This window comes from Stenotrophomonas sp. STEN018, assembly GCF_056760235.1.
Window position 1 is genome coordinate 18,314 of the sequence record NZ_JBRREK010000043.1, and the last position, 21,004, is coordinate 39,317.

The following is a 21,004-nucleotide window of genomic DNA, read 5'->3' on the forward strand; positions in this document are numbered from 1 at the left end:
GCCAAGTCAAAACCCTGCCCTCATCCGCCCTTCGGGCACCTTCTCCCGCGTGCGGGAGAAGGGACAGAGCAGAAGCCAGAGCAAAGCCAAAGCAACAGCCAGAGCCAAAGCAACAGCCAGAGCCAGAGCCAGAGCCAGAGCAACAACCAGAGCAACAGCAAGAGCAAGAGCAAGGCCAAAGCCGCAACAGCCCCCCCCTCCAAAACACCCCCAGCCCCACGCCAAACAGGCCCCGCATGCTCCCCCTACCCCTGAACCTGCTCGGCTGGATCGAAGAACACCGCCATCTCCTGAAGCCGCCAGTCGGCAACAAGATGATCGAGAACGGTGACTTCATCGTCATGGTGGTTGCCGGCCCCAACAGCCGCAACGATTACCACTGGGACGAAGGCCCGGAATGGTTCTTCCAACTTGAAGGCGAGATGGTGCTGCGCGTGCAGGAAGATGGCGCAGTGCGCGACATCCCGATCCGCGCCGGCGAGATCTTCCTGCTGCCGCCACGCGTGCCGCATTCGCCGCAGCGCATGCCCGGCTCGATCGGCCTGGTCGTCGAGCGCAAGCGTCTGGACCATGAGCTCGATGGCTTCATGTGGTTCTGCCAGGCGTGCAACCACAAGCTGTACGAAGAGTTCTTCCACCTGAAGAACATCGAGACCGATCTGCCCAAGGTCTTCGACCGGTTCCATGCATCCACCGAACACCGTACCTGCACACAATGCGGGGCCGTACATCCACTGCCCAAACCGGCCACGCCCGAGGTCTGAGTGGCCGGGCGCGGTTACACTGCGGGTACATCCTCGACGTGTCCGCACCGATGAACGAAACGCTGTCACCTGCCCACGCCACCGCGCTTGATGCCGCCGATCCGCTGCGCCATCTGCGCAGCCAGTTCCTGATTCCTCGGCACCAAGGTACCGATCAAACCTACTTCGTCGGCAATTCGCTGGGCCTGCAGCCACGCGGCGCCCAGGCGATGGTGCAGGAAGTGATGGATCAATGGGGCCGCATCGCCGTCGAAGGCCACTTCACCGGCCCGACGCAATGGTTGAGTTATCACCGACTGGTGCGCGATTCGCTGGCCGGCGTGGTTGGCGCACTGCCGCATGAAGTGGTTGCGATGAACACGCTGAGCGTGAACCTGCACCTGATGATGGTCAGCTTCTATCGCCCGAGCAGCGAACGTCCGGCGATCCTGATGGAAGCCGGCGCCTTCCCGACCGACCGCCACGCGGTCGAGGCACAGATCCGCTTCCATGGCTTCAATCCGGCCACCGATCTGATCGAAGTGCAACCGGACGAAGCCAACGGCACCATCTCCATGCTGGCCATCGAGCAGGCCATCAACGCGCACGGCAAGCGCGTCGCGCTGGTGCTGTGGCCGGGCGTGCAATATCGCACTGGCCAGGTATTCGACCTCGATGCGATCACCCGCCTCGCCCGTGCGCAAGGCGCCAACATCGGCTTCGATCTCGCCCACTCGGTCGGCAACGTGCCGTTGAACCTGCACGAGGTCGCACCTGATTTCGCGGTGTGGTGCCACTACAAATATTTGAATGCCGGTCCGGGTGCGGTTGCCGGCGCCTTCGTGCACGAGCGCCATGCCAAGGACACCTCATTGCCGCGTTTCGCCGGCTGGTGGGGCCATGAGCAGGCCACCCGCTTCCAGATGGCACCGGAGTTCGTGCCGGAACTTGGTGCCGAAGGCTGGCAGCTGAGCAACCCGCCGGTACTCGGCCTCGCTCCACTGCGTGCATCCCTGGCGCTGTACGACGAAGCCGGCATGGACGCGCTGCGCACGAAGTCACTGAAGATCACCGGCTATCTGGAAACCATGGTGCGTGCGCGCCTGGACCATGTGCTGCAGATCATCACTCCTGCCGAACCCGAGCGCCGGGGCTGCCAGCTGTCCTTGCGCGTGGCCGGTGGCCGCGCGCAAGGCCGCTCGCTGTTCGAGTACCTGCAATCGGTTGGCGTGCTCGGCGACTGGCGCGAGCCCGATGTCATCCGCATCTCGCCCACGCCCCTGTACAACCGCTACAGCGATGTCTACCGCTTCGTCGATGAAGTGGAAACCTGGGCTGGCGTCTGACCAACGGAATCCTGTGACTTGAATACCCCCACCCCACGCAGTCTCACCCTGATCGGCGCCGGCTTGGCCGGCTCCCTGCTCGCTATCCTGCTGTCGCGGCAGGGTTGGAAAATCACGGTCTACGAACGGCGCGGTGATCCGCGTATCGCTGACTACGAGTCCGGCCGCTCGATCAATCTCGCACTGGCCGAACGTGGCCGCAATGCCTTGCGCCAGGCAGGCGTCGAAGACGAGGTGATGGCCAAGGCGGTGATGATGCGCGGGCGCATGGTGCATCCGCGTGAGGGTGCGCCCGATCTGCAGCGCTACGGGCGCGATGACAGCGAAGTGATCTGGTCAGTACACCGCAAGGACCTCAACACCACCTTGCTGCAACTGGCCGAAGAAGCCGGTGCAACTGTGCATTTCCACCGCCGTCTGCACACCGTAGACTTCGATGCCGGCTATGCGCGCTTCATCGATGACCGCGACGACCAGCCGCACGATATCCACTTCAACACGCCGCTGATTGGTGCCGATGGTGCCGGTTCGGCGCTGCGTGCGGCAATGAACCGCAAGCTCCCGCTGGGCGAGCGCATCGAGTTCCTCGATCATTCGTACAAGGAACTGGAGATTCCGCCAGCAGCAGACGGCAGCTTCCAGATCGAAGCCAACGCCCTGCACATCTGGCCGCGCGGCAACTACATGTGCATCGCCCTGCCCAATGACGAAGGCACGTTCACCGTCACCCTGTTCCTGCCCAACGAAGGCGAGCCCAGCTTCGCCACAGTGCGCAGCGGTGCCGAAGCAGAAGCATTGTTCCAGCGTGACTTCGCTGATGCACTGCCGGTGATACCTGACCTGCGCACCGATTGGGACCAGCATCCGCCTGGCCTGCTCGGCACGTTGTATCTGGAACGCTGGCATCAGCGTGGCAAGGCGGTACTGATTGGCGATGCCGCACATGCAATGGTGCCGTTCCACGGCCAGGGCATGAACTGCGCATTCGAAGACTGTGTGGTGCTGGCGCGCTGCCTGGCCGAGCATCCGGGCACGGAAGAAGCCTTCGCCGCATTTGAAGCCGAACGCAAGCCCAACGCCATCGCCATCCAGCAGATGGCCTTGGACAACTATCTGGAAATGCGCGACCGCGTTGCCGATCCCAGCTACCTGCTGCAGCGCGAGCTGGAACAGGCGCTGCAGGCGCGCTGGCCGACCCGCTTCGTGCCGCATTACACGATGGTCACTTTCCTGCACACGCCGTATGCGGTGGCGCTAGAGCGCACCTGTCTGCAGCAGACCATCCTTGCCGAGGCCACCGCCGGTCACGATTCGCTGGACAACATCGACTGGGCTGCGCTGGGGCAGATCGTCCATACCCAACTGCCGGTACTGGAAGGAGCGCACTGATGGCCGAGAGCTTCCTGTTCTACGACCTGGAAACCTTTGGCCAGGACCCGCGCCGCACCCGCATCGCCCAGTTCGCTGCGGTGCGTACCGATGCCAACCTGAAAGTCATCGACGAACCGGTCAGCTTCTACGTCAAGCCGGCCGACGACCTGCTGCCCTCGCCGATTGCCACCTTGATCACCGGCATCACCCCGCAGCATGCACTGGCCGAAGGCGTCAGCGAGGCCGAGGCCTTCGCCCGCATCAACGAGTTGATGAGCAAACCACAGACCTGCACGCTGGGCTATAACACCCTGCGCTTCGATGATGAGTTCGTGCGCTACGGCTTGTTTCGTAACTTCCATGATCCCTACGAGCGCGAGTGGCGCAGCGGCAACTCGCGCTGGGACCTGCTCGACATGCTGCGACTGGTGCACGCACTGCGCCCGGACGGCATCAACTGGCCCAAGCGCGAAGACGGCGCGACCTCGTTCAAGCTCGAACACCTGGCGCTGGCCAATGACGTGCGCGAAGGCGATGCCCACGAAGCGCTGTCTGACGTCTACGCCACCATCGGCATGGCCCGGCGCTTCCGTGAGGCGCAGCCGCGCATGTGGGACTACGCGCTGCGCCTGCGCGACAAGCGCTACGTTGGCAGCCTGCTTGATGTAGTGGCGATGGAACCGGTGCTGCACATCTCGATGCGCTACCCGGCCAGCCGCCTGTGCGCGGCACCTGTACTGCCGCTGGCCCGTCATCCTCACATCAACAACCGGGTGATCGTGTTCGACCTGGAAGGCGATATCGAGCCACTGCTGGAACTGTCGGTCGAAGAGATCACCGCGCGCCTTTACACCCGCGCCGCCGACCTGCCCGAGGGCCAGCAACGCATTCCACTGAAGGAAGTGCACCTCAACAAGGTGCCGGCACTGGTCGCCTGGAACCACCTGCGCGATGCCGACTTCGCGCGCCTGGCCATCGATCCGGCGGTGATTGAAGCCAAGGCCGAGAAGCTGCGTGCGCTTGCCCCGCAGCTGGCCGAGAAGGCCCGCCAGGTGTTTGCCCGTGAACGCACGAATGACGGCCCGGTCGATGCCGACGCCTCGCTGTACGACGGCTTCCTGGCTGAAGGCGACAAGGGCCTGCTCAGCAAGGTGCGCACTGCGCCGCCAGAAGCACTGGCCGAGCTTGAGCAGCGCTTCCGCGATCCGCGCCTGCCCGAACTGCTGTTCCGCTACCGCGCGCGCAATCACCCGCAAACCCTGGACGCGACCGCGCGCTCACGCTGGGATGCGTATCGTCAGCAGCGTTTCACTACCCCGGGCATGGCCGAGCAGACCTTGCCCGAGTACATCGCGCAGATCGCCCAATTGCGCGAAGAACACAAGGACAACCCGGCCTCACTGGCCTTGCTGGATGCTTTGGACCAGTGGCGCCATACCCTGCAGGACACACCATGACCCAGTATTTCAGCGATGCCAGCTTCAAGTTCCTCAAAGCGCTGGCACGCCATAACGACAAGACCTGGTTTGCCGAGCACAAGCAGCAGTACGAAGATCATGTGCGCCAGCCCTTCCTGCGCCTGATCACCGATCTGCAGCCAGACCTCAGCGAGGTCAGCACGCACTTCCAGGCCGATCCGCGCACCGTTGGCGGCTCGCTGTTCCGCATCTACCGTGATTCGCGCTTCTCCCACGACAAGGCACCCTACAAGACCTGGCAGGGTGCACGCCTGTTCCATGAGCGTCGCAAGCAGGTACCGGCGCCGTCGTATTACATCCATCTGGCGCCCGGCGAGAGCTTCGTCGGCGCTGGCATCTGGCACCCGGAACCGGACGTACAGCGCCGCCTGCGTCAGTTCATCCTCGACAACCCCGGCAGCTGGAAGGCCGCCGCCCATGCGCCGGCCACGCGCAAGCGCTACGAATTCGAAAGCAGCGAAAAGCTTGTGCGACCGCCGCGCGGCTTCCCGGCCGATTTCGAGTTCATCGACGACCTCAAACACCGCAACTGGGTACTGTGGCGTTCCCTGGACGACGAAATGATAACTGGCCCGCGCCTGCGCCAGACACTGGCCAAAGACCTGGCCGCACTCGGTCCGTTCGTCGACTACCTGTGCGCAGCGCTGGACCTGGAATTCTGATTAGCGCGGGCTTCACGCAAACCAACCTGGTTTGCGGCACGCTTGACGGCAACCTTCGACAGGAAGCCGCCATGACCAGCATCCACCTGCAAGTATGGATCGATGCCCCGCTGGCCACCGTCTACAGCGGCTTGGCCAGCGCCGAGGGACTGAGCCACTGGTGGATTCCGCACCAGCAATCGCTCATCGACGGCGACACCGTGATCAGCCACAACCCCGGTTCCGGTCATGGCGTGGTTGCGCTGAAGGAGCTGGAGATCATCCCCGAGCGCTGCATCCGCTGGGAAGTGATCAGCCGCCACCCGCCACAGAGCCCGGCCTCGGCCTGGACCGGTACCGAGATCCGCTTTGACCTGTCACGCCGGGCCAGCCCCGGCGCCTGGCGCGGCCTGCCGCATGAAGGCGAGCCGATGACCGTAGTGGAGTTCCACCATCTGGGCTGGAACGGCGACAGTGAGTACCTGGGTTTCTGCAGCCAGGCCTGGGCCGAAACACTGGTGATGCTGCGCCGCTGGGCCGAAGCAAGCATCCCCACACATTCCTGATATCGAGGACAGCAACGCAATGAAGAAGTGGATACTCGCCGCCGTCATCGCCATGGCAGTGCTGCTGGCCGCGTACGTCATCGGCGGCCCCTATCTGGCAATCAGAGGCATCAGCCAAGCCATCGAACAGCGCGACACCGGCAAGCTGGCGCGGCATGTCGACTTCGGCGCGGTGCGGGTCAACATCAAGGCGCAGGTCAACGATTACATCGTGCGCCGCGCCGGCAGCGACATACAGTCCAGTCTGTTCGGCCAGGTAGCACTGGGCATGGCCGGCAACCTGACCGGCGCCGGCGTGGATACCTTCGTCACCCCGCTGGGCATTGCCGCCCTGCTGCAGGGTGACAGCCTGTGGAAGCGGGCCATCGGCGACACCGTCGGCGGCGACACCTGGGCAGCGCCTTCGCCGGCCAAGCCGCTGGCCAATACCACTGGCCATTACGAATCGCTGTCGCGCTACACCGCCACCACCCATTTGGAAGATGGCCGCGAGGTCGTGTTCGTGCTCAGCCGCCAAGGGCTGCGCTGGCGCCTGACCAATATCGTGCTGCCACTGGGACAGGCGCCGGGCTGACCGGCGCCGGTTCCGTCAGGCAATCCTGCGCGGCGCTTCTTCGACCTCGCTGTCAGCGAGGAAGGCATCCAGTGAATCATCCATCGCCTGCATCCAGGGCGTGTGATGCAGTGGCGCCAGCGTACCGGTCAGCACCGAACGGTAGCTGTAGTTGCGGTAGCCGAGGATGTCGTCCTTCTTGTCGTGCTTCCACTGCTTGAACAGCGTGGCCACGGCCTCGACGTTGAAGTCCGGATAGTCGGTGGCATCAAGCAGATCACGCACGTACCCGGTCTGAAAGTCGATGTCCTGCTCGGCCGATGTCGTCGCCTCCTCGCGCGCCAACCAGGCTCCACTGTCAGCACGCATTGCATCGGTGGTCGGCAGCGCGATCCTGCCGAGGATCACGTCGCGCGCATACCAGGCCTGCGCATCGAACATGTTGAAGGTGTAGTACTGGTCCTGCATGCCCAGATAGATCAGCTTGGGGTTGTCGATCCAGAACACGCCTTTGTACAGATCACCCGGGTACAGTCGATTGCGGGTGCGCAAGGTCAATGCATCGGGAAGGAACGGGAAATGATGCTGGTAGCCGGTGCACAGCACGATGGCATCCACCTCCTTGCTGCTGCCATCGATGAAGTGCGCGGTGTTGCCCTCGACTCGCTGCAACAGGGGCTTTTCTTCAAAGGCCGCTGGCCAGTCATAACCGGTTGCAGCACTTCGATAGCTGAAAGTGACGGACTTGGCTCCGTACTTGTAGCACTGCGTGCCGATGTCCTCGGCCGAATAGCTGGAGCCCACCAGCAGCAGATCCTTGTCTGCGAATTCACAGGCATCGCGGAAATCATGCGCGTGCAAAACGCGGCCGGGGAAACGATCCACGCCCTCGAAGAATGGCGCGTTCGGCGTGGAGAAATGCCCGGTGGCAACGATCACCCGATCGAATTCCTCGGTCAGCAGCTCGTCTTTCTTCAGGTCACGGACGGTGACCGTGAAGCGCTCGGTTTCTTCCGAATAGTCGACCCATTGCACCGCCATGTTGAAGCGGATCTGATCACGCACGCCGCTCTTTTCGATGCGGCCCATGATGTAGTCGCGCAACACGGCGCGTGGCGGATAGGAGGCGATCGGGCGGCCAAAATGCTCTTCGAAACTGTAGTCGGCAAACTCCAGCGCTTCCTTCGGGCCGTTCGACCAGAGGTAGCGGTACATGCTGCCATGTACGGGTTCGCCATAAGCATCCAGCCCGGTACGCCATGTGTAGTTCCACATCCCGCCGAGATCGGATTGCTTTTCGAAGCAGACGATCTCTGGCACTTCAGCCCCACCTCGACGGGCGGATTCAAAGGCACGAAGTTGCGCCAAGCCGCTCGGGCCGGCTCCAAGAATGGCGATACGCATGGTCATTCGGGTTGTTTCTCCTGTGTAGCTGCAATCGCGTAAACGCGACGGCACTGCGCAAGGGCGCGTTATGCGCCGTGCAGGAGAGACAATGCGTCCAGTCCCGCGCGACGCGCGAAACACCCGGCCGCCACGCAAGGCAGCGCATTAGGGAATGGCAGGTACATGACGCTACCGGTCGGGGAACAGGCCCCGCCCCTGGATCACCGGGTGGGTGCAGTGCGGGAGGGATCTGCTGCATTCGTGCAGATCAGGGCGCGGCAGGATTGCCGCTGGTTCAGCTGGGAACCCGCGAAAGCGCCTTCATCCTAGCATGTGGGGAATGTATGGCTGCAAATCGAGCTTTTGTAGGAGCGGCGTAAGCCGCGAAGCCACATATGTTGCCGATACGGCATTTGCTGCCATTGCAGGCAGCATGCATTCGGTCTTGTCACCAGCTTCGCGGCTTACGCCGCTCCTACAAACAGCCGGGTTAATCCGGATTGGCCACACCATGCGGCACATGGCCGGCGGCTACATGCTGACGGGCACTGTCGATGTTGTGCTGCGAATCATCGAAGAAGATGTCGGCACCAAAGGCTTCCAGGAACGGCCCCTTGTGGCGGCCGCCGAGGAACAGCGCCTCATCCAGACGCACACCCCACTCGCGCAAGGTGCGGATCACGCGCTCATGCGCCGGTGCCGAACGTGCGGTTACCAGCGCGGTGCGGATAGGCGCCGCTTCGCCAGCCGGGAATGCCGCCTGCAAGGCATGCAATGCCGACAGGAAGTTGCGGAACGGGCCACCGCTGAGCGGCTCGTGAGCACGTTCGCGTTCGTGGCGGCCGAATGCCTCCACGCCCTGCTCGCGCGAAATGCGCTCGCTTTCGTCACCAAAGATCACTGCGTCACCATCGAAGGCGATGCGCAGCTGGGTCTTGGAGCGACCGGTATCGGTTGCAGCAGCCGACGCGGTGGCAACGTCCTGCGCGCTCTGCGGCAGGATGGTGGCTGCGGCGATGCCGTTGACCAGGGCGCGCCGCACCGAATCCGGGTTGGCCGACAAGAACAGATCGGTGCCGAACGGTTTGACGTAAGGCCAGGTCGGCTCGCCTGCGGTGAAAGTGGCGCGCACGATATCCAGCTTGTAGTGCTGGATGGAGTTGAAGATGCGCAGGCCGGTGTCGGCAGAGTTGCGCGACAGCAGGATCACCTCCACCCGCGGGGTTTCCACCGGTGCACCGTCATTCAAGGCCAGCAACTTGCGCACCACCGGGAACGCCACCCCGGGCTTGAGCACATCATCCTCGTGCGCCCGCTGGTAGGCGGCGTAGGCCTCCAGGCCTTCGCGTTCGAACAGGGCATGGCCTTCTTCGAGATCGAACAGTGCGCGCGAAGTAACCGCGACGGTGAGAAGCCGGGGAGTGTTGTCACCCATGGACGATGAACCCAATACGATCAAGGAACGGGACCCAGTCTACCCGGAAGCGGCCCCGCTGCTGCCATTCCGGCGTTCAGACCATGAACTGCTCGCTCAGGATGCGCTCTTCGAGGTTGTGCTCGGGGTCGAACAGCAAGGTCACCTGGCGTTCGCGCGACTCGCGGATGGTCACTTCCACCACATCGCGGGTTTCATGCGAATCAGCGGTGACGCTGACCGGGCGCTTATAGGGATCGAGCACGCGGAAGCGCACTTCGGTCTCGGCCTTGAGGATGGCGCCGCGCCAGCGCCGCGGCCGATACGGGGCCAACGGGGTCAAGGCAATGGTGTTGGAGCCCAGTGGCAGGATCGGGCCGTGCGCCGAGTAGTTGTACGCGGTGCTGCCAGCGGGCGTGGAGACCAGCACGCCGTCGCAGATCAGTTCTTCCACCCGCTGCTGGCCATTGAGGTCGATACCGATATGCGCGGCCTGCCGGGTCTGCCGCAGCAGCGACACGTCGTTGTAGGCCAGCGAGCCTGTGGTGGTACCGGATTCGGTCTGCGCGATCATTTCCAGCGGCCGCAGGTAGGCCGGTTCGGCCAAGGCCAGGCGCTCGATCAGGTCGTCTTCGCGATGGTGATTCATCAGGAAGCCGACAGTGCCCAGCTTCATGCCAAATACGGGTTTGCCCTTGCCGCCGTGGCGATGCAGGGTCTGCAGCATGAAGCCGTCGCCGCCGAGCGGGCAGATCACGTCCGCGTCTTCCGGATTGTGATCGCCGTAGCGGGCAGCCAGGCTGACACGGGCCTGCTGAGCAGTCTCGACGGTGCTGGCGAGGAATGCGATTCGGGGGGACACGGGCGCGTCTTTTCGTTCGGCTTGGAGGGCGAGGATAACCTGCTGGTGTGTTGGCTGGTGTTTTCGCTTGCTTGGAAACTGAAGGCCAAAGCGAAGAGCTTGCCCTCACCCCAACCCCTCTCCCGCAAGCGGGAGAGGGGCTCGAAGCGCCGCGAGCGCACGCAAATCCTGCAACCGCAGCTGTAGCCCCTCTCCCGCCTGCGGGAGAGGGGTTGGGGTGAGGGCAAGCTTTTGACTTGACCAAAAAAAGAACGGGCCCTTTCGGGCCCGTTCTCCAAACCAACAACCTACCGGCTTACGCGCCGTGCGCAGCCAGCTGGCCCAGACGCTGCACCGCCACCGACACAGTCGGGTAGTCCAGCGTCTTCTGCTCGGCCAGCTCGGCCAGCATCGCCAGGGTGAAGCGCAGGCCGCTGTCATCACGCCCCAACCACGCAGCCACCTTGGCTTCTGCGGTCGCGCCCTTCATCGACAGCACCTGGCCAGCCAGTGCACGCTGATGCGCAGCCAGCTCGTCGCGCAGCACGCCGCGAGCAACCGCATGCCAACGACCGTTGACCTCCAGCGCGTCGATCTGCTCGAACAGCCACGGCATCTGCAGGGCTTCGCCCAGGCGGAAGTGAACCTTGGAAACGTCCACCGGCTTGAGCTTGCGCGGACGCGCCAGCTCAATGATGTCGAACGCCGGCTCAAGGAACTGCAGTTCGGACAGCTGCTGTGCCAATGCCGCCGGCAAGCCCTTCTCCTTCCATGCCACAACGCTGGCCTCATAGGCCGGGCGCTGCGAATCAGGCAGCACGCCCGAGGCGACACGGATGTCGTTGAACGGGCCCTGGTAGCGATCAACCGCGGCAGTGATGCCCGGCATCGCGCCCGGACGGGTCAGCAGCCAACGCACGAACGAGCGCTGCAGCTTCCAGATCACTTCCAGTGCGTCCACCTGCACCGCTTCCGGCAAGGTGCCGTCGAGCGCATCGATCTGCGTCCACAGTGCACGTGCGTCCAGCGTTTCGCGGCTGATGGTGTAAGCCTTGGCGACCTCGGCCACGGTGCGGCCGGTGTCTTCCTGCATGCGCATCAGGAAGGTGGCGCCCATGCGGTTGATGGTCTGGTTGGTCACGGCCGTGGCGATGATTTCGCGCTTCAGGCGGTGACGCTCCATCGCGTCGGCGTACTTCTTCTGCAGCGGCTGCGGGAAGTAACGCAGCAGCTCCTTGGACAGGTATGGATCTTCCGGGATGTCCGATTCCAGCAGTTGCTGGAAGGCGACGATCTTGGAATACGACAGCACCACTGCCAGCTCCGGACGGGTCAGGCCCTGGCCACGCAGCTTGCGTGCCGACAGCTCGGCGTCGGATGGCAGGAACTCGATCTGGCGATCCAGCAGGCCCTGCTTCTCCAGCGTGCGGATGAAGTGCTGCTTGGAGCCCAGTCGCTTGCTGCTCATCCGCTCCATCAGGCTCAGCGCCTGGTTCTGACGGTAGTTGTCCATCAGCACCAGCTCGCCGACTTCGTCGGTCATCGAGGCCAGCAGCTTGTTGCGCTGCTCCACGGTGAGCTTCTTGGCGCGCACTACATCATTGAGCAGAATCTTGATGTTGACTTCGTGATCGGAGGTATCAACACCGGCCGAGTTGTCGATGAAGTCGGTGTTGAGCAGCACGCCAACCTGCGCGGCCTCGATGCGGCCGAGCTGGGTCATGCCCAGGTTGCCGCCCTCGCCCACGATCTTGCAGCGCAGCTCGCCACCGTTGACGCGCAGGCCGTTGTTGGCACGGTCGCCGACGTCTGCGTTGGTCTCGGTGGCCGACTTGACGTAGGTACCGATGCCGCCGTTCCACAGCAGGTCAACCGGTGCCTTCAGCGCGGCATTGATCAGGTCGGTCGGGTTCATCGCCTTGATGCTGGCGTCGATGCCCAGTGCTTCACGCACTTCCGGGGTGATCTCGATCGACTTGAGCGAACGCGGGTAGATGCCGCCGCCCTTGCTGATCAGCTTGCTGTCGTAGTCGGCCCAGCTCGAACGCGGCACCTTGAACATGCGCGCACGTTCCTTGAACGAGCTGGCAGCGGTCGGGTTCGGGTCAAGGAAGATGTGACGGTGGTCGAAGGCGCAGACCAGGCGGATATGCTCGGACAGCAGCATGCCGTTGCCGAACACGTCGCCGGACATGTCGCCGACACCAACCACGGTGAAGTCCTGCTTCTGGCAGTCGCGGCCCAGTGCACGGAAGTGGCGCTTGACCGATTCCCACGCACCACGCGCGGTGATGCCCATGCCCTTGTGGTCGTAACCAACCGAGCCACCGGAAGCAAACGCATCGTCCAGCCAGAAACCGTGCGCACGGGCGATGCCGTTGGCGGTGTCGGAGAACGTGGCGGTGCCCTTGTCGGCAGCGACGACCAGATACGGATCGTCCATGTCATGACGCACCACGCCCTGCGGCGGCACGATCTTGTTGTTGACGATGTTGTCGGTGATGTCGAGCAGGCCGTTGATGAAGCGCTTGTAGCAGGCCACACCTTCGGCAAACCAGGCATCACGATCCACCGACGGGTCCGGCAGCTGCTTGGCGAAGAAACCGCCCTTGGAGCCGACCGGCACGATCACGGTGTTCTTGACCATCTGCGCCTTGACCAGACCCAGCACCTCGGTGCGGAAGTCTTCGCGACGGTCCGACCAGCGCAGGCCACCACGGGCAACCGGGCCGAAACGCAGGTGAGTACCTTCCACGCGCGGGCCGCACACGAAGATTTCGCGGTACGGGCGCGGCTTGGGCAGGTCCGGCACCTTGGCGGCGTCGAACTTGAAGCTGATGTAGTCGGCCGGGCCGCCATCGGCGCGCACGCCGTCCTTGCGCACCATGTAGTAGCTGGTACGCAGGGTGGCTTCGATCACGCCGATGAAGCTGCGCAGGATGCGGTCTTCGTCCAGGCTGGACACGCCGTCGAGCAGCTTGATCAGCACTTCGTGGACCAGCGCCATGCGCGCGGCACGGTCGCTCTTGCGCGCCTTGACCACGCCGTCGAGCAGCTTGAGGGTGGCAGCGTCGTCACCGGCCAGCTGCTTGAACTGGGCCAGCTGCGCGTCCATCACCGCCTTGTCGGCAGACGGGGTCGGCTCGAAGCGGGCTTCGAACAGTTCCACGATCAGGCGTGCCAGCAACGGGTAGCGGTTGAAGGTACCTTCCACATAGGTCTGCGAGAACGGCACGCCGATCTGCAGCAGGTACTTGCAGTAGCCACGCAGCATCGACACCTGGCGCCAATCCAGACCGGCACCCAGTACCAGACGGTTGAAGCCGTCGTTCTCGGCATCGCCGTGCCAGACGCGGGCGAAGGCATCGCTGAAGGCCGCATTGGCGCTGGCCGGGTCGATCGCACCGATGGTGGATTCGACTTCGAAGTCCTGCACGTAGACCGGCGCTTCATCGACCATCAGCTTGTATGGACGCTCGGCGATCACGCGCAGGCCCATGTTCTCCATCATCGGCAGCACGTCGGACAACGGAATGTCTTCCAGCTGGCGGTACAGCTTCAGACGCAGGCCATCGACCTCGTCACGACGGATTGCCTGCAGGCTCAGACGCAGATCGTCCGGGCCGGTCAGTGCATCCAGCTGGGCGACGTCGGCTGCAGCGATTTCAGCGCTGGAGTCCTCGATGTAACCGGCCGGCAGTGCCTTGCCGATACGCGAGGCAATGCGCAGGCCTTCGGCTTCGCCATGGCTGCCGACCAGCGCTTCGCGCAGATCGTCCTGCCAGTTGCGCAGCACGTGGGCCAGGCGCTTCTCCATGCCTTCCACGTCCAGCTCCAGACTCTCTCCAGCCTTGGGACGGACGATCAGGTGCACCTGGGCCAGCGGCGAATCACCAAGCACCACGCTGGAATCGACGTATTCGCCGTGCAGCGCGTCCTTGAGCATGTTCTCGACGCGCAGACGCACGTCGGTGTTGAAGCGCTCGCGCGGCAGGAACACCAGTGCCGAGATGAAGCGGCTGAACTTGTCACGACGCAGGAACAGGCGGCTACGCACGCGCTCCTGCAGGCCGAGCACGCCCATGGCGGTGCGGAACAGTTCGTCCTCGCTGGACTGGAACAGTTCTTCGCGCGGCAGCGACTCCAGGATGTGGCGCAGTGCCTTGCCGCTGTGGCTGGACAGGCTCAGGCCCGAACGTGCCATCACGTTTTCATAGCGCTGACGCACCAGCGGGATTTCCCACGGGCGGCGATTGTAAGCACTGGAGGTGAACAGACCGAGGAAGCGCTGCTCGCCGATGATCTTGCCCTTGGCGTCGAATTCCAACACGCCGATGTAGTCCATGTAGCCGCCGCGATGGATATGCGAGCGGGCATTGGTCTTGGTCAGGATCAGTGCATCGTGCAGGCTGCTGGTGGCGTTCAGGCCTTCCGCCGCCAAACCCTTGACCGGGCGCGCGACCATCGTGTCCTTGCCACGCATCAGGCCCAGGCCGGTGCCGTTCTGGGCGACCAGCACTTCTTCCTTGCCCTTCTTCTCCACCTTGTATTCGCGGTAACCGAAGAAGGTGAAGTGGTTGTCGGCAGCCCAGCGCAGGAATTCCTGTGCTTCGGCGCGCGAGGCCTTGCTCACCGGCAACGGACGCTTGCCCAGGTCGTCGGCCAGTGCCACCGCCTTGTCGGTCATCGGCTGCCAGTCATTGACGATGGCGCGTACATCTTCCACCGCGCCACTGACGCGCTTGGCAACGGCATCCAGCGCATCGGCCGGCTGGCGGTCGATCTCCAGCAGCATCACCGATTCCAGCTTGCCCTCGCCCACGCCGCTGAGCTTGCCAGCCTTGTCGCGCGCGATGCTGATCACCGGATGGCCCAGCACGTGCACACCGATGCCCTGCTCGGCCAGCGCCAACGTCACCGTGTCTACCAGGAACGGCATGTCGTCGTTGACGATCTGCAACACGGTATGCGCCGATTCCCAACCGTCGGCCTTCAGCGCCGGGTTGAACACGCGCACATTGGCCTTGCCCGGCTTGCGGGTGCGAGCGAACTCGAGCATGCCCGCAGCCAGCACCGCCCAATCATCGGCCGAGTGCAGCTTGAACTCATCGGCTTCCATGCGCTTGTAGAAAGCCGTAGCAAAAGCCACTGCCTGCGCCTGCGCGGCAGCAGCGGGATAACGCTTCCGCAAGGCTGCAAATACCGATTCTAGCGAGAGGCCAGCTTCGGCGATGTTCTGCTTCACAGCTGGTTTGGATTTCGTCTTTACGGACTTGGCAGCACTGTTTTGCGATTTCATGGCAGAGCTTTGGGTGTTGCTCGTTTGGAGAAACCGCGATTGTATCGCTGGTAACAAAAAGAACCTTGCTGCAGGGCCGCATTATCTGCATCGAAATTTGCCGGCAAGCGATAGCAACAGCCACGGTTTTACTGATAGACGACCAGCAGACAATGTCCGCCACCTGAATCTCGCTTGCTCACCTGGCGCAGTGAAAGACGAATTACGTTGCGGTGTTTCTGTACTGGACGGTATAGTCCACCGCTTATGCAAACCCCGTCTGCCAACCCCGCGCCAACCGACGCGCGTGACCAGCGCGTGCTCGAAGCGGTGCGTGAGCTATTGGCCAAACAAGGCATACGCCTAAGTATGGATTCAATAGCCGTAGCGGCGGGTTGCTCCAAGCAGACGCTCTACAGCCGTTACGGCAGCAAGCGTGAGCTGTTGCGGCAGGCGATGCAGCTGCATGTGTCGAACGCGACCGCGGCGTTATCTACATGTGAAGACAAACCGCTGCACGACACCGTGCTCGACTTTGCCATCGGCTATCTTGAGCATCGCAACAAGCCAAACGTCCGCCGTACCGCGCAGTTGATCGGAGCCAGCGTCCACGAGTTTCGCGACGAAGCGCAGTTCATGTACCAGGGAAGCAACGAAGCGCTACGCAACCATGTTGCTGAATGGATGCACACCGAGATGCAGCGTGGTCGCCTCAAGCATGACGACCCGCAGTTCATGGCCGAGCTGTTGATCAGCATGATTGCTGGCCAGGATTTTGAAAGACAGCGCTTTCACACCCCTTACCGCGATGATCCACAACAGCGTCGCCGCTGGGCCGAATTTGCCACCGACGGTTTTCTACGTGCCTTTGCCTGCACCTACCAAGCCGCCGCAGCTCCAAATAAAAACAACACCCGGAGTTTCTCCTGATGACCGCCCCACTGCGTCTACTCGCTCTCACCTGTGCAGCGACACTGAGCCTTGCCGCCTGTAAAAAACCGCAGGAGCAAGCCGCACCGCCTCCGCAGGAGGTCGGCGTAGTCGACGCCAAACCGCAGACCCTGCCGTTGCAGCGCGAGCTGGTCGGTCGTCTTTCGCCATTCCGCTCCGCAGATGTCCGCGCCCGTGTGGCCGGCGTGCTGCAGAAGCGTGTCTATGAAGAAGGCAGTGCGGTCAAGGAAGGCCAGGTGCTGTTCCTGATCGACCCGGCACCACTGCAGGCATCGCTGGCATCAGCGGAAGGTGCACTGGCTTCGGCCCGCGCCACTTACGCCAACGCCCGCGCCACCGCCAACCGCGCCCGCTCGCTGGCACCGCAGAGCTATGTGTCCAAGTCCGATCTGGACAGCGCAGAGGCCGCCGAGCGCACCTCTGCCGCCGCCGTGCAGCAGGCTGAAGCCGCGGTCACCACCGCGCGCATCAACCTTGGCTATGCCCGCGTCACTGCGCCGATTGCTGGCCAGGCTGGCAAGCAGCAGGTCACCGAAGGTGCGCTGGTCGGCCAGGGTGATGTAACCCTGCTGACCACCGTCGACCAGATCGATCCGCTGTATGTGAACTTCTCGATGACTGCCGACGAACTGAGTCTGCTGCGTGCAGCCCAGGACAAGGGCGCGGTGGCGTTGGCCGGCGACGGCAAGACCACCGTACAGGTCAACCTGCCTGATGGCAGTGCCTATGCGCATGAAGGCACCCTGGACTTCTCCTCGACCACGGTTGATCCGGCCACCGGCACGGTGTCGCTGCGCGCCCAGCTGCCCAACCCGGACCACATCCTGCTGCCGGGCTCGTTCGTCAGCTTCAAGGCCAACCTGGGCGAGCGCCACAACGCCTTCCTGGTTCCGCAGGCGGCTGTGCAACGTGATACCCAAGGCGGCTACGTGCTGATCGTCGGCAAGGACGGCAAGGTCGCGCGCAAGAACATCGCCCTGGACAACCAGCAGGGCGGCAACTGGCTGGTCTCCTCCGGCTTGGCCGCTGGCGACCAGATCATTGTTTCGGGCGTACAGAAGGTCAAGGAAGGCGCACCGGCCACGGCCAAGCCGTGGCAGCCCGATGCTGCCAAGCCCGCTGCTGGCGCGCCTGCGGCAGCCCCGGCAAAGAAGGAATAACGGGACTCCGTCATGCCTAAATTTTTCATCGAGCATCCCGTCTTCGCCTGGGTGGTGGCGATCCTGATCTCGCTTGGCGGCGTGATCTCGATCCTCAACCTGGGTATCGAGTCCTATCCCAGCGTGGCACCACCGCAGGTGACCGTCACCGCCAACTACCCGGGCGCCAGTGCGTCCACCGCGGAAAAATCGGTCACCCAGGTGATCGAGCAGCAGCTGACCGGCATCGACAACCTGATGTACTTCAGCTCGTCCTCGTCATCGAATGGCCGGGTCACCATCACCCTGACCTTCGACAGCGGCACCAATGCCGATATCGCCCAGGTACAGGTACAGAACAAGGTGTCGCTGGCGACCCCGCGTCTGCCCTCGGAAGTGACCAAGCAGGGCGTGGTGGTGGCCAAGGCCAACGCCGGCTTCCTGATGGCCATCGGCGTGCGTTCGGATGACGGCACCGTTGACCGCGACGCGCTTAACGACATCGTCGGTGCCCGCGTGCTGGAGCAGGTTTCGCGTGTCCCCGGCGTCGGCAGCACCCAGCAGTTCGGTTCCGAGTACGCCATGCGCGTATGGCTGAACCCGGAAAAACTGCAGGGCTATCACCTGTCGGCAACCGATGTGTACAACGCAATCGGCACCCAGAACCTGCAATTCGCCGCAGGCTCGGTAGGTGGCGACCCGGCTCCCAATGGCCAGGCCTTCACCGCCACCGTTGCCGCCGAAGGCCGTTACAGCTCACCGGAAGAGTTCGAGAACACGATCCTGCGGGCCAACAATGACGGCAGCGTGGTCAAACTGAAGGACGTCGCCAACGTCTCCTTTGGTGCATCCAACTATGGCTTCGACACCAAGTACAACGGCAAGCCGGTGGCAGTGTTCGCCATCCAGCTGCTGCCGGGCGCCAATGCACTGGACGTGTCTGAAGCCGTGCGCGCAAAGATGGACGAACTGGCACCGAGCTTCCCGCCCGGCGTGAGCTGGTTCACCCCGTACGACAGCACCACCTTCGTCACCATCTCGATCGAGGAAGTGGTCCACACCCTGGTCGAAGCCATCATCCTGGTGTTCCTGGTGATGCTGGTGTTCCTGCAGAACTTCCGCGCCACCATCATCCCCACCCTGGTCATCCCGGTCGCCCTGCTCGGCACCTTCATGGGCATGCTGGCCATTGGCTTCACCATCAACCAGCTGACCCTGTTCGCAATGGTGCTGGCAATCGGCATCGTGGTCGATGACGCCATCGTCGTCATCGAAAACGTCGAACGCATCATGACCGAGGAAAAACTCGATCCGAAGCCGGCTACGCAGAAAGCCATGGGCCAGATCACCGGCGCGGTGGTGGCCATTACCGTGGTGCTGGCGGCGGTGTTCATTCCGTCTGCCCTGCAGCCGGGCGCCTCGGGCGAGATCTACAAGCAGTTCGCCTTGACCATCGCCATGGCGATGGGCTTCTCGGCCCTGCTGGCACTGACCTTCACCCCGGCGCTGTGTGCGGCCTTCCTCAAGCCCACCCACAACGACAACCCGAACTGGGTCTACCGCACCTTCAACAAGTACTACGGCAAGCTGGAAAAGAGCTATGTCGGCACCGTTGGTGGCGTCATCAAGCACGCCCCGCGCTGGTTGATGGTGTTCGCCCTGCTGCTGGTGCTGTGTGGCTTCCTGTTCACCCGCCTGCCGGGTAGCTTCCTGCCGGAAGAAGACCAGGGCTATGCACTGGCCATCGTGCAGTTGCCGCCAGGTGCTACCAAGACCCGTACCACTGCCGTATTTGATCAGCTGCTGGGCACCTTGCAGGATGAACCAGCCTTTGAAGGCCTGATGCAGATCACCGGCTTCAGCTTCATCGGTGCCGGCGAAAACGTGGGCATGGCCTTCGTCCGCCTGAAGGACTGGAAGGAGCGCAAGGAAACCGCGCCGGAATTCATCCAGAAAATGAACCAGAAGGCCTATGGCATCAAGGATGCACAGATCTTCTTCGTCAACCTGCCGACCGTGCAGGGCCTGGGTCAGTTCGGCGGTTTCGACATGTGGCTGCAGGACCGTACCGGCGCCGGCCAGGACGCCTTGATGGATGCGCGCAACACCTTGTTGGGAGCAGCCAGCCAAGACAAATCGCTGGTTGGCGTACGTCCCAACACCCTGGAAAACGCACCGCAGCTGCAGTTGAAGGTTGACCGCGTGCAGGCCCAGGCCATGGGCGTGTCGGTCAATGATGTGTATACCGCCATCCAGATGATGCTGGCACCGGTCTACGTCAACGACTTCTTCTATGGCGGCCGCATCAAGCGCGTCAACATGCAGGCCGACGCGGCATACCGCACCGGCCCGGAATCGCTGAACAGCTATTTCGTGCCGAGCTCGCTGAGCAAGGATGCAACTGGCCAGCCGGCGATGATCCCGCTCAGCGCGGTGGTCAAGTCCGAGTGGATCTATGCGCCGCCGGCACTGAACCGCTACAACGGCTATTCGGCGGTCAACATCGTCGGTGCACCGGCACCTGGCGGCAGTTCCGGTCAGGCCATGAGCGCCATGGAACGACTGGTGCATGACGACCTGCCGGTGGGCTTCGGCTTCGACTGGTCGGGCATGTCCTATCAGGAAATCCTCGCCGGTAATGCCGCAACGCTGTTGATGGTGTTGTCGATCGTGGTGGTGTTCCTGTGCCTGGCCGCGCTGTATGAAAGCTGGTCGATCCCGGTCTCGGTGCTGTTGGTGGTGCCGATCGGCATCCTCGGTGCGGTTGTGTTCTCTCTGCTGCGCGGCCTGCCAAACGATCTGTACTTCAAGATCGGCATGGTGACGGTGATTGGTCTGGCGGCGAAGAACGCGATTCTTATCGTCGAGTTCGCGGTGGAACAGCGTGCTGCCGGCAAGACCCTGCGTGAAGCAACCATCGAAGCGGCACATCTGCGTTTCCGCCCGATTCTGATGACTTCGTTCGCCTTCATCCTCGGCGTGCTGCCGATGGCCATCTCCACCGGTGCCGGCGCCAATGCCCGTCACTCGCTGGGTACCGGCGTGATCGGCGGCATGTTGTTCGCCACCGTGATCGGCGTGCTGCTGATTCCGTTGTTCTTCGTGAGCGTGCGGCGCATGCTCGGTGACAAGTTGGACGAACAGTCCAAGGAGTTCATCGAACAGCACAAGGTGCACGGGGAACAGAAGGACCGCTGATAGCAAAAGCCCCGGCACTGCCGGGGCTTTTTTTGGCTTATGTAGTGCCGAGCCATGCTCGGCAGAGGCATTATCGATAGAGCCAATGCCGAGCATGGC

General features: G+C 63.0%; 13 protein-coding genes and 1 pseudogene. 10 read left to right on the forward strand and 4 right to left on the reverse strand.

What is annotated here, in order from left to right:
• Nucleotides 1–236: 236 nt before the first annotated feature.
• From ACVOMB_RS15625 to ACVOMB_RS15655, 7 genes are all read left to right on the forward strand, one after another.
• On the forward strand, nt 237–764 hold the full coding sequence (locus ACVOMB_RS15625) for a 3-hydroxyanthranilate 3,4-dioxygenase (protein ID WP_481532015.1): 528 nt from the start codon (nt 237–239) through the stop codon (nt 762–764).
• 50 nt (nt 765–814) lie between these two features.
• Complete coding sequence (gene kynU, locus ACVOMB_RS15630; RefSeq protein WP_481532016.1) at nt 815–2,089, forward strand: kynureninase; 1,275 nt, start codon at nt 815–817, stop codon at nt 2,087–2,089.
• An 18-nt stretch (nt 2,090–2,107) separates the two neighbouring features.
• Nucleotides 2,108–3,478 carry an FAD-dependent oxidoreductase gene (locus ACVOMB_RS15635; protein WP_481532017.1) on the forward strand — a complete coding sequence of 457 codons (1,371 nt, stop codon included), beginning with the start codon at nt 2,108–2,110 and terminating at the stop codon, nt 3,476–3,478.
• The gene (gene sbcB / locus ACVOMB_RS15640; RefSeq protein WP_481532018.1) at nt 3,478–4,917 is read left to right on the forward strand and encodes an exodeoxyribonuclease I; all 1,440 of its coding nucleotides are present in this window, start codon (nt 3,478–3,480) and stop codon (nt 4,915–4,917) included. The genes ACVOMB_RS15635 and sbcB overlap by 1 nt, the downstream gene beginning before the upstream one ends.
• Nucleotides 4,914–5,600, forward strand: a complete 687-nt coding sequence (locus tag ACVOMB_RS15645; RefSeq protein ID WP_481532019.1) for a DUF2461 domain-containing protein — start codon at nt 4,914–4,916, stop codon at nt 5,598–5,600. The genes sbcB and ACVOMB_RS15645 overlap by 4 nt, the downstream gene beginning before the upstream one ends.
• A 71-nt stretch (nt 5,601–5,671) precedes the next feature.
• A complete protein-coding gene (locus ACVOMB_RS15650) occupies nt 5,672–6,145 on the forward strand; it encodes an SRPBCC family protein (protein WP_481532020.1) in 474 nt (157 codons plus the stop codon).
• 19 nt (nt 6,146–6,164) lie between these two features.
• Complete coding sequence (locus ACVOMB_RS15655; protein ID WP_481532021.1) at nt 6,165–6,719, forward strand: DUF2939 domain-containing protein; 555 nt, start codon at nt 6,165–6,167, stop codon at nt 6,717–6,719.
• 15 nt (nt 6,720–6,734) lie between these two features.
• Here ACVOMB_RS15655 and ACVOMB_RS15660 read toward each other — a convergent pair whose 3' ends face one another.
• The 4 genes from ACVOMB_RS15660 to ACVOMB_RS15675 form a co-directional block, all read right to left on the reverse strand.
• Nucleotides 6,735–8,108: an NAD(P)-binding domain-containing protein gene (locus ACVOMB_RS15660; RefSeq protein ID WP_481532022.1), complete on the reverse strand. Its 1,374-nt coding sequence runs from the start codon at nt 8,106–8,108 to the stop codon at nt 6,735–6,737.
• A 466-nt stretch (nt 8,109–8,574) separates the two neighbouring features.
• On the reverse strand, nt 8,575–9,519 hold the full coding sequence (locus tag ACVOMB_RS15665; protein ID WP_481514157.1) for a 5'-nucleotidase: 945 nt from the start codon (nt 9,517–9,519) through the stop codon (nt 8,575–8,577).
• Between the two features lie 76 nt (nt 9,520–9,595).
• Nucleotides 9,596–10,360, reverse strand: coding sequence for an NAD kinase (locus tag ACVOMB_RS15670; RefSeq protein WP_481514158.1), 765 nt, complete (start codon nt 10,358–10,360; stop codon nt 9,596–9,598).
• 295 nt (nt 10,361–10,655) lie between these two features.
• Nucleotides 10,656–15,638: an NAD-glutamate dehydrogenase gene (locus ACVOMB_RS15675; protein WP_481532023.1), complete on the reverse strand. Its 4,983-nt coding sequence runs from the start codon at nt 15,636–15,638 to the stop codon at nt 10,656–10,658.
• A 246-nt stretch (nt 15,639–15,884) separates the two neighbouring features.
• Here ACVOMB_RS15675 and ACVOMB_RS15680 point away from each other — a divergent pair, with 246 nt between their 5' ends.
• The 3 genes and pseudogenes from ACVOMB_RS15680 to ACVOMB_RS15690 all read left to right on the forward strand — a co-directional run bounded on the left by ACVOMB_RS15680 (nt 15,885) and on the right by ACVOMB_RS15690 (nt 20,905).
• Complete coding sequence (locus ACVOMB_RS15680) at nt 15,885–16,547, forward strand: TetR/AcrR family transcriptional regulator (RefSeq protein WP_481532025.1); 663 nt, start codon at nt 15,885–15,887, stop codon at nt 16,545–16,547.
• Nucleotides 16,547–17,716, forward strand: a pseudogene (locus ACVOMB_RS15685) (efflux RND transporter periplasmic adaptor subunit); the annotation flags it as partial. The gene ACVOMB_RS15680 and the pseudogene ACVOMB_RS15685, both read left to right, overlap by 1 nt.
• A gap of 24 nt (nt 17,717–17,740) precedes the next feature.
• Entirely contained in the window at nt 17,741–20,905 is a 3,165-nt protein-coding gene (locus tag ACVOMB_RS15690; RefSeq protein ID WP_481532024.1) for a multidrug efflux RND transporter permease subunit, read from the forward strand.
• Nucleotides 20,906–21,004 lie beyond the last annotated feature (99 nt).

Coding starts and splice junctions, on each gene's coding strand:
- ACVOMB_RS15690 (WP_481532024.1), top strand. CDS start 17,741: ATGCCTAAATTTTTCATCGAGCATCCCGTCTTCGCCTGGGTGGTGGCG.
- ACVOMB_RS15665 (WP_481514157.1), bottom strand. CDS start 9,519: ATGGGTGACAACACTCCCCGGCTTCTCACCGTCGCGGTTACTTCGCGC.
- kynU (WP_481532016.1), top strand. CDS start 815: ATGAACGAAACGCTGTCACCTGCCCACGCCACCGCGCTTGATGCCGCC.
- ACVOMB_RS15650 (WP_481532020.1), top strand. CDS start 5,672: ATGACCAGCATCCACCTGCAAGTATGGATCGATGCCCCGCTGGCCACC.
- ACVOMB_RS15655 (WP_481532021.1), top strand. CDS start 6,165: ATGAAGAAGTGGATACTCGCCGCCGTCATCGCCATGGCAGTGCTGCTG.
- ACVOMB_RS15675 (WP_481532023.1), bottom strand. CDS start 15,638: ATGAAATCGCAAAACAGTGCTGCCAAGTCCGTAAAGACGAAATCCAAA.
- ACVOMB_RS15645 (WP_481532019.1), top strand. CDS start 4,914: ATGACCCAGTATTTCAGCGATGCCAGCTTCAAGTTCCTCAAAGCGCTG.
- sbcB (WP_481532018.1), top strand. CDS start 3,478: ATGGCCGAGAGCTTCCTGTTCTACGACCTGGAAACCTTTGGCCAGGAC.
- ACVOMB_RS15625 (WP_481532015.1), top strand. CDS start 237: ATGCTCCCCCTACCCCTGAACCTGCTCGGCTGGATCGAAGAACACCGC.
- ACVOMB_RS15660 (WP_481532022.1), bottom strand. CDS start 8,108: ATGACCATGCGTATCGCCATTCTTGGAGCCGGCCCGAGCGGCTTGGCG.
- ACVOMB_RS15680 (WP_481532025.1), top strand. CDS start 15,885: ATGCAAACCCCGTCTGCCAACCCCGCGCCAACCGACGCGCGTGACCAG.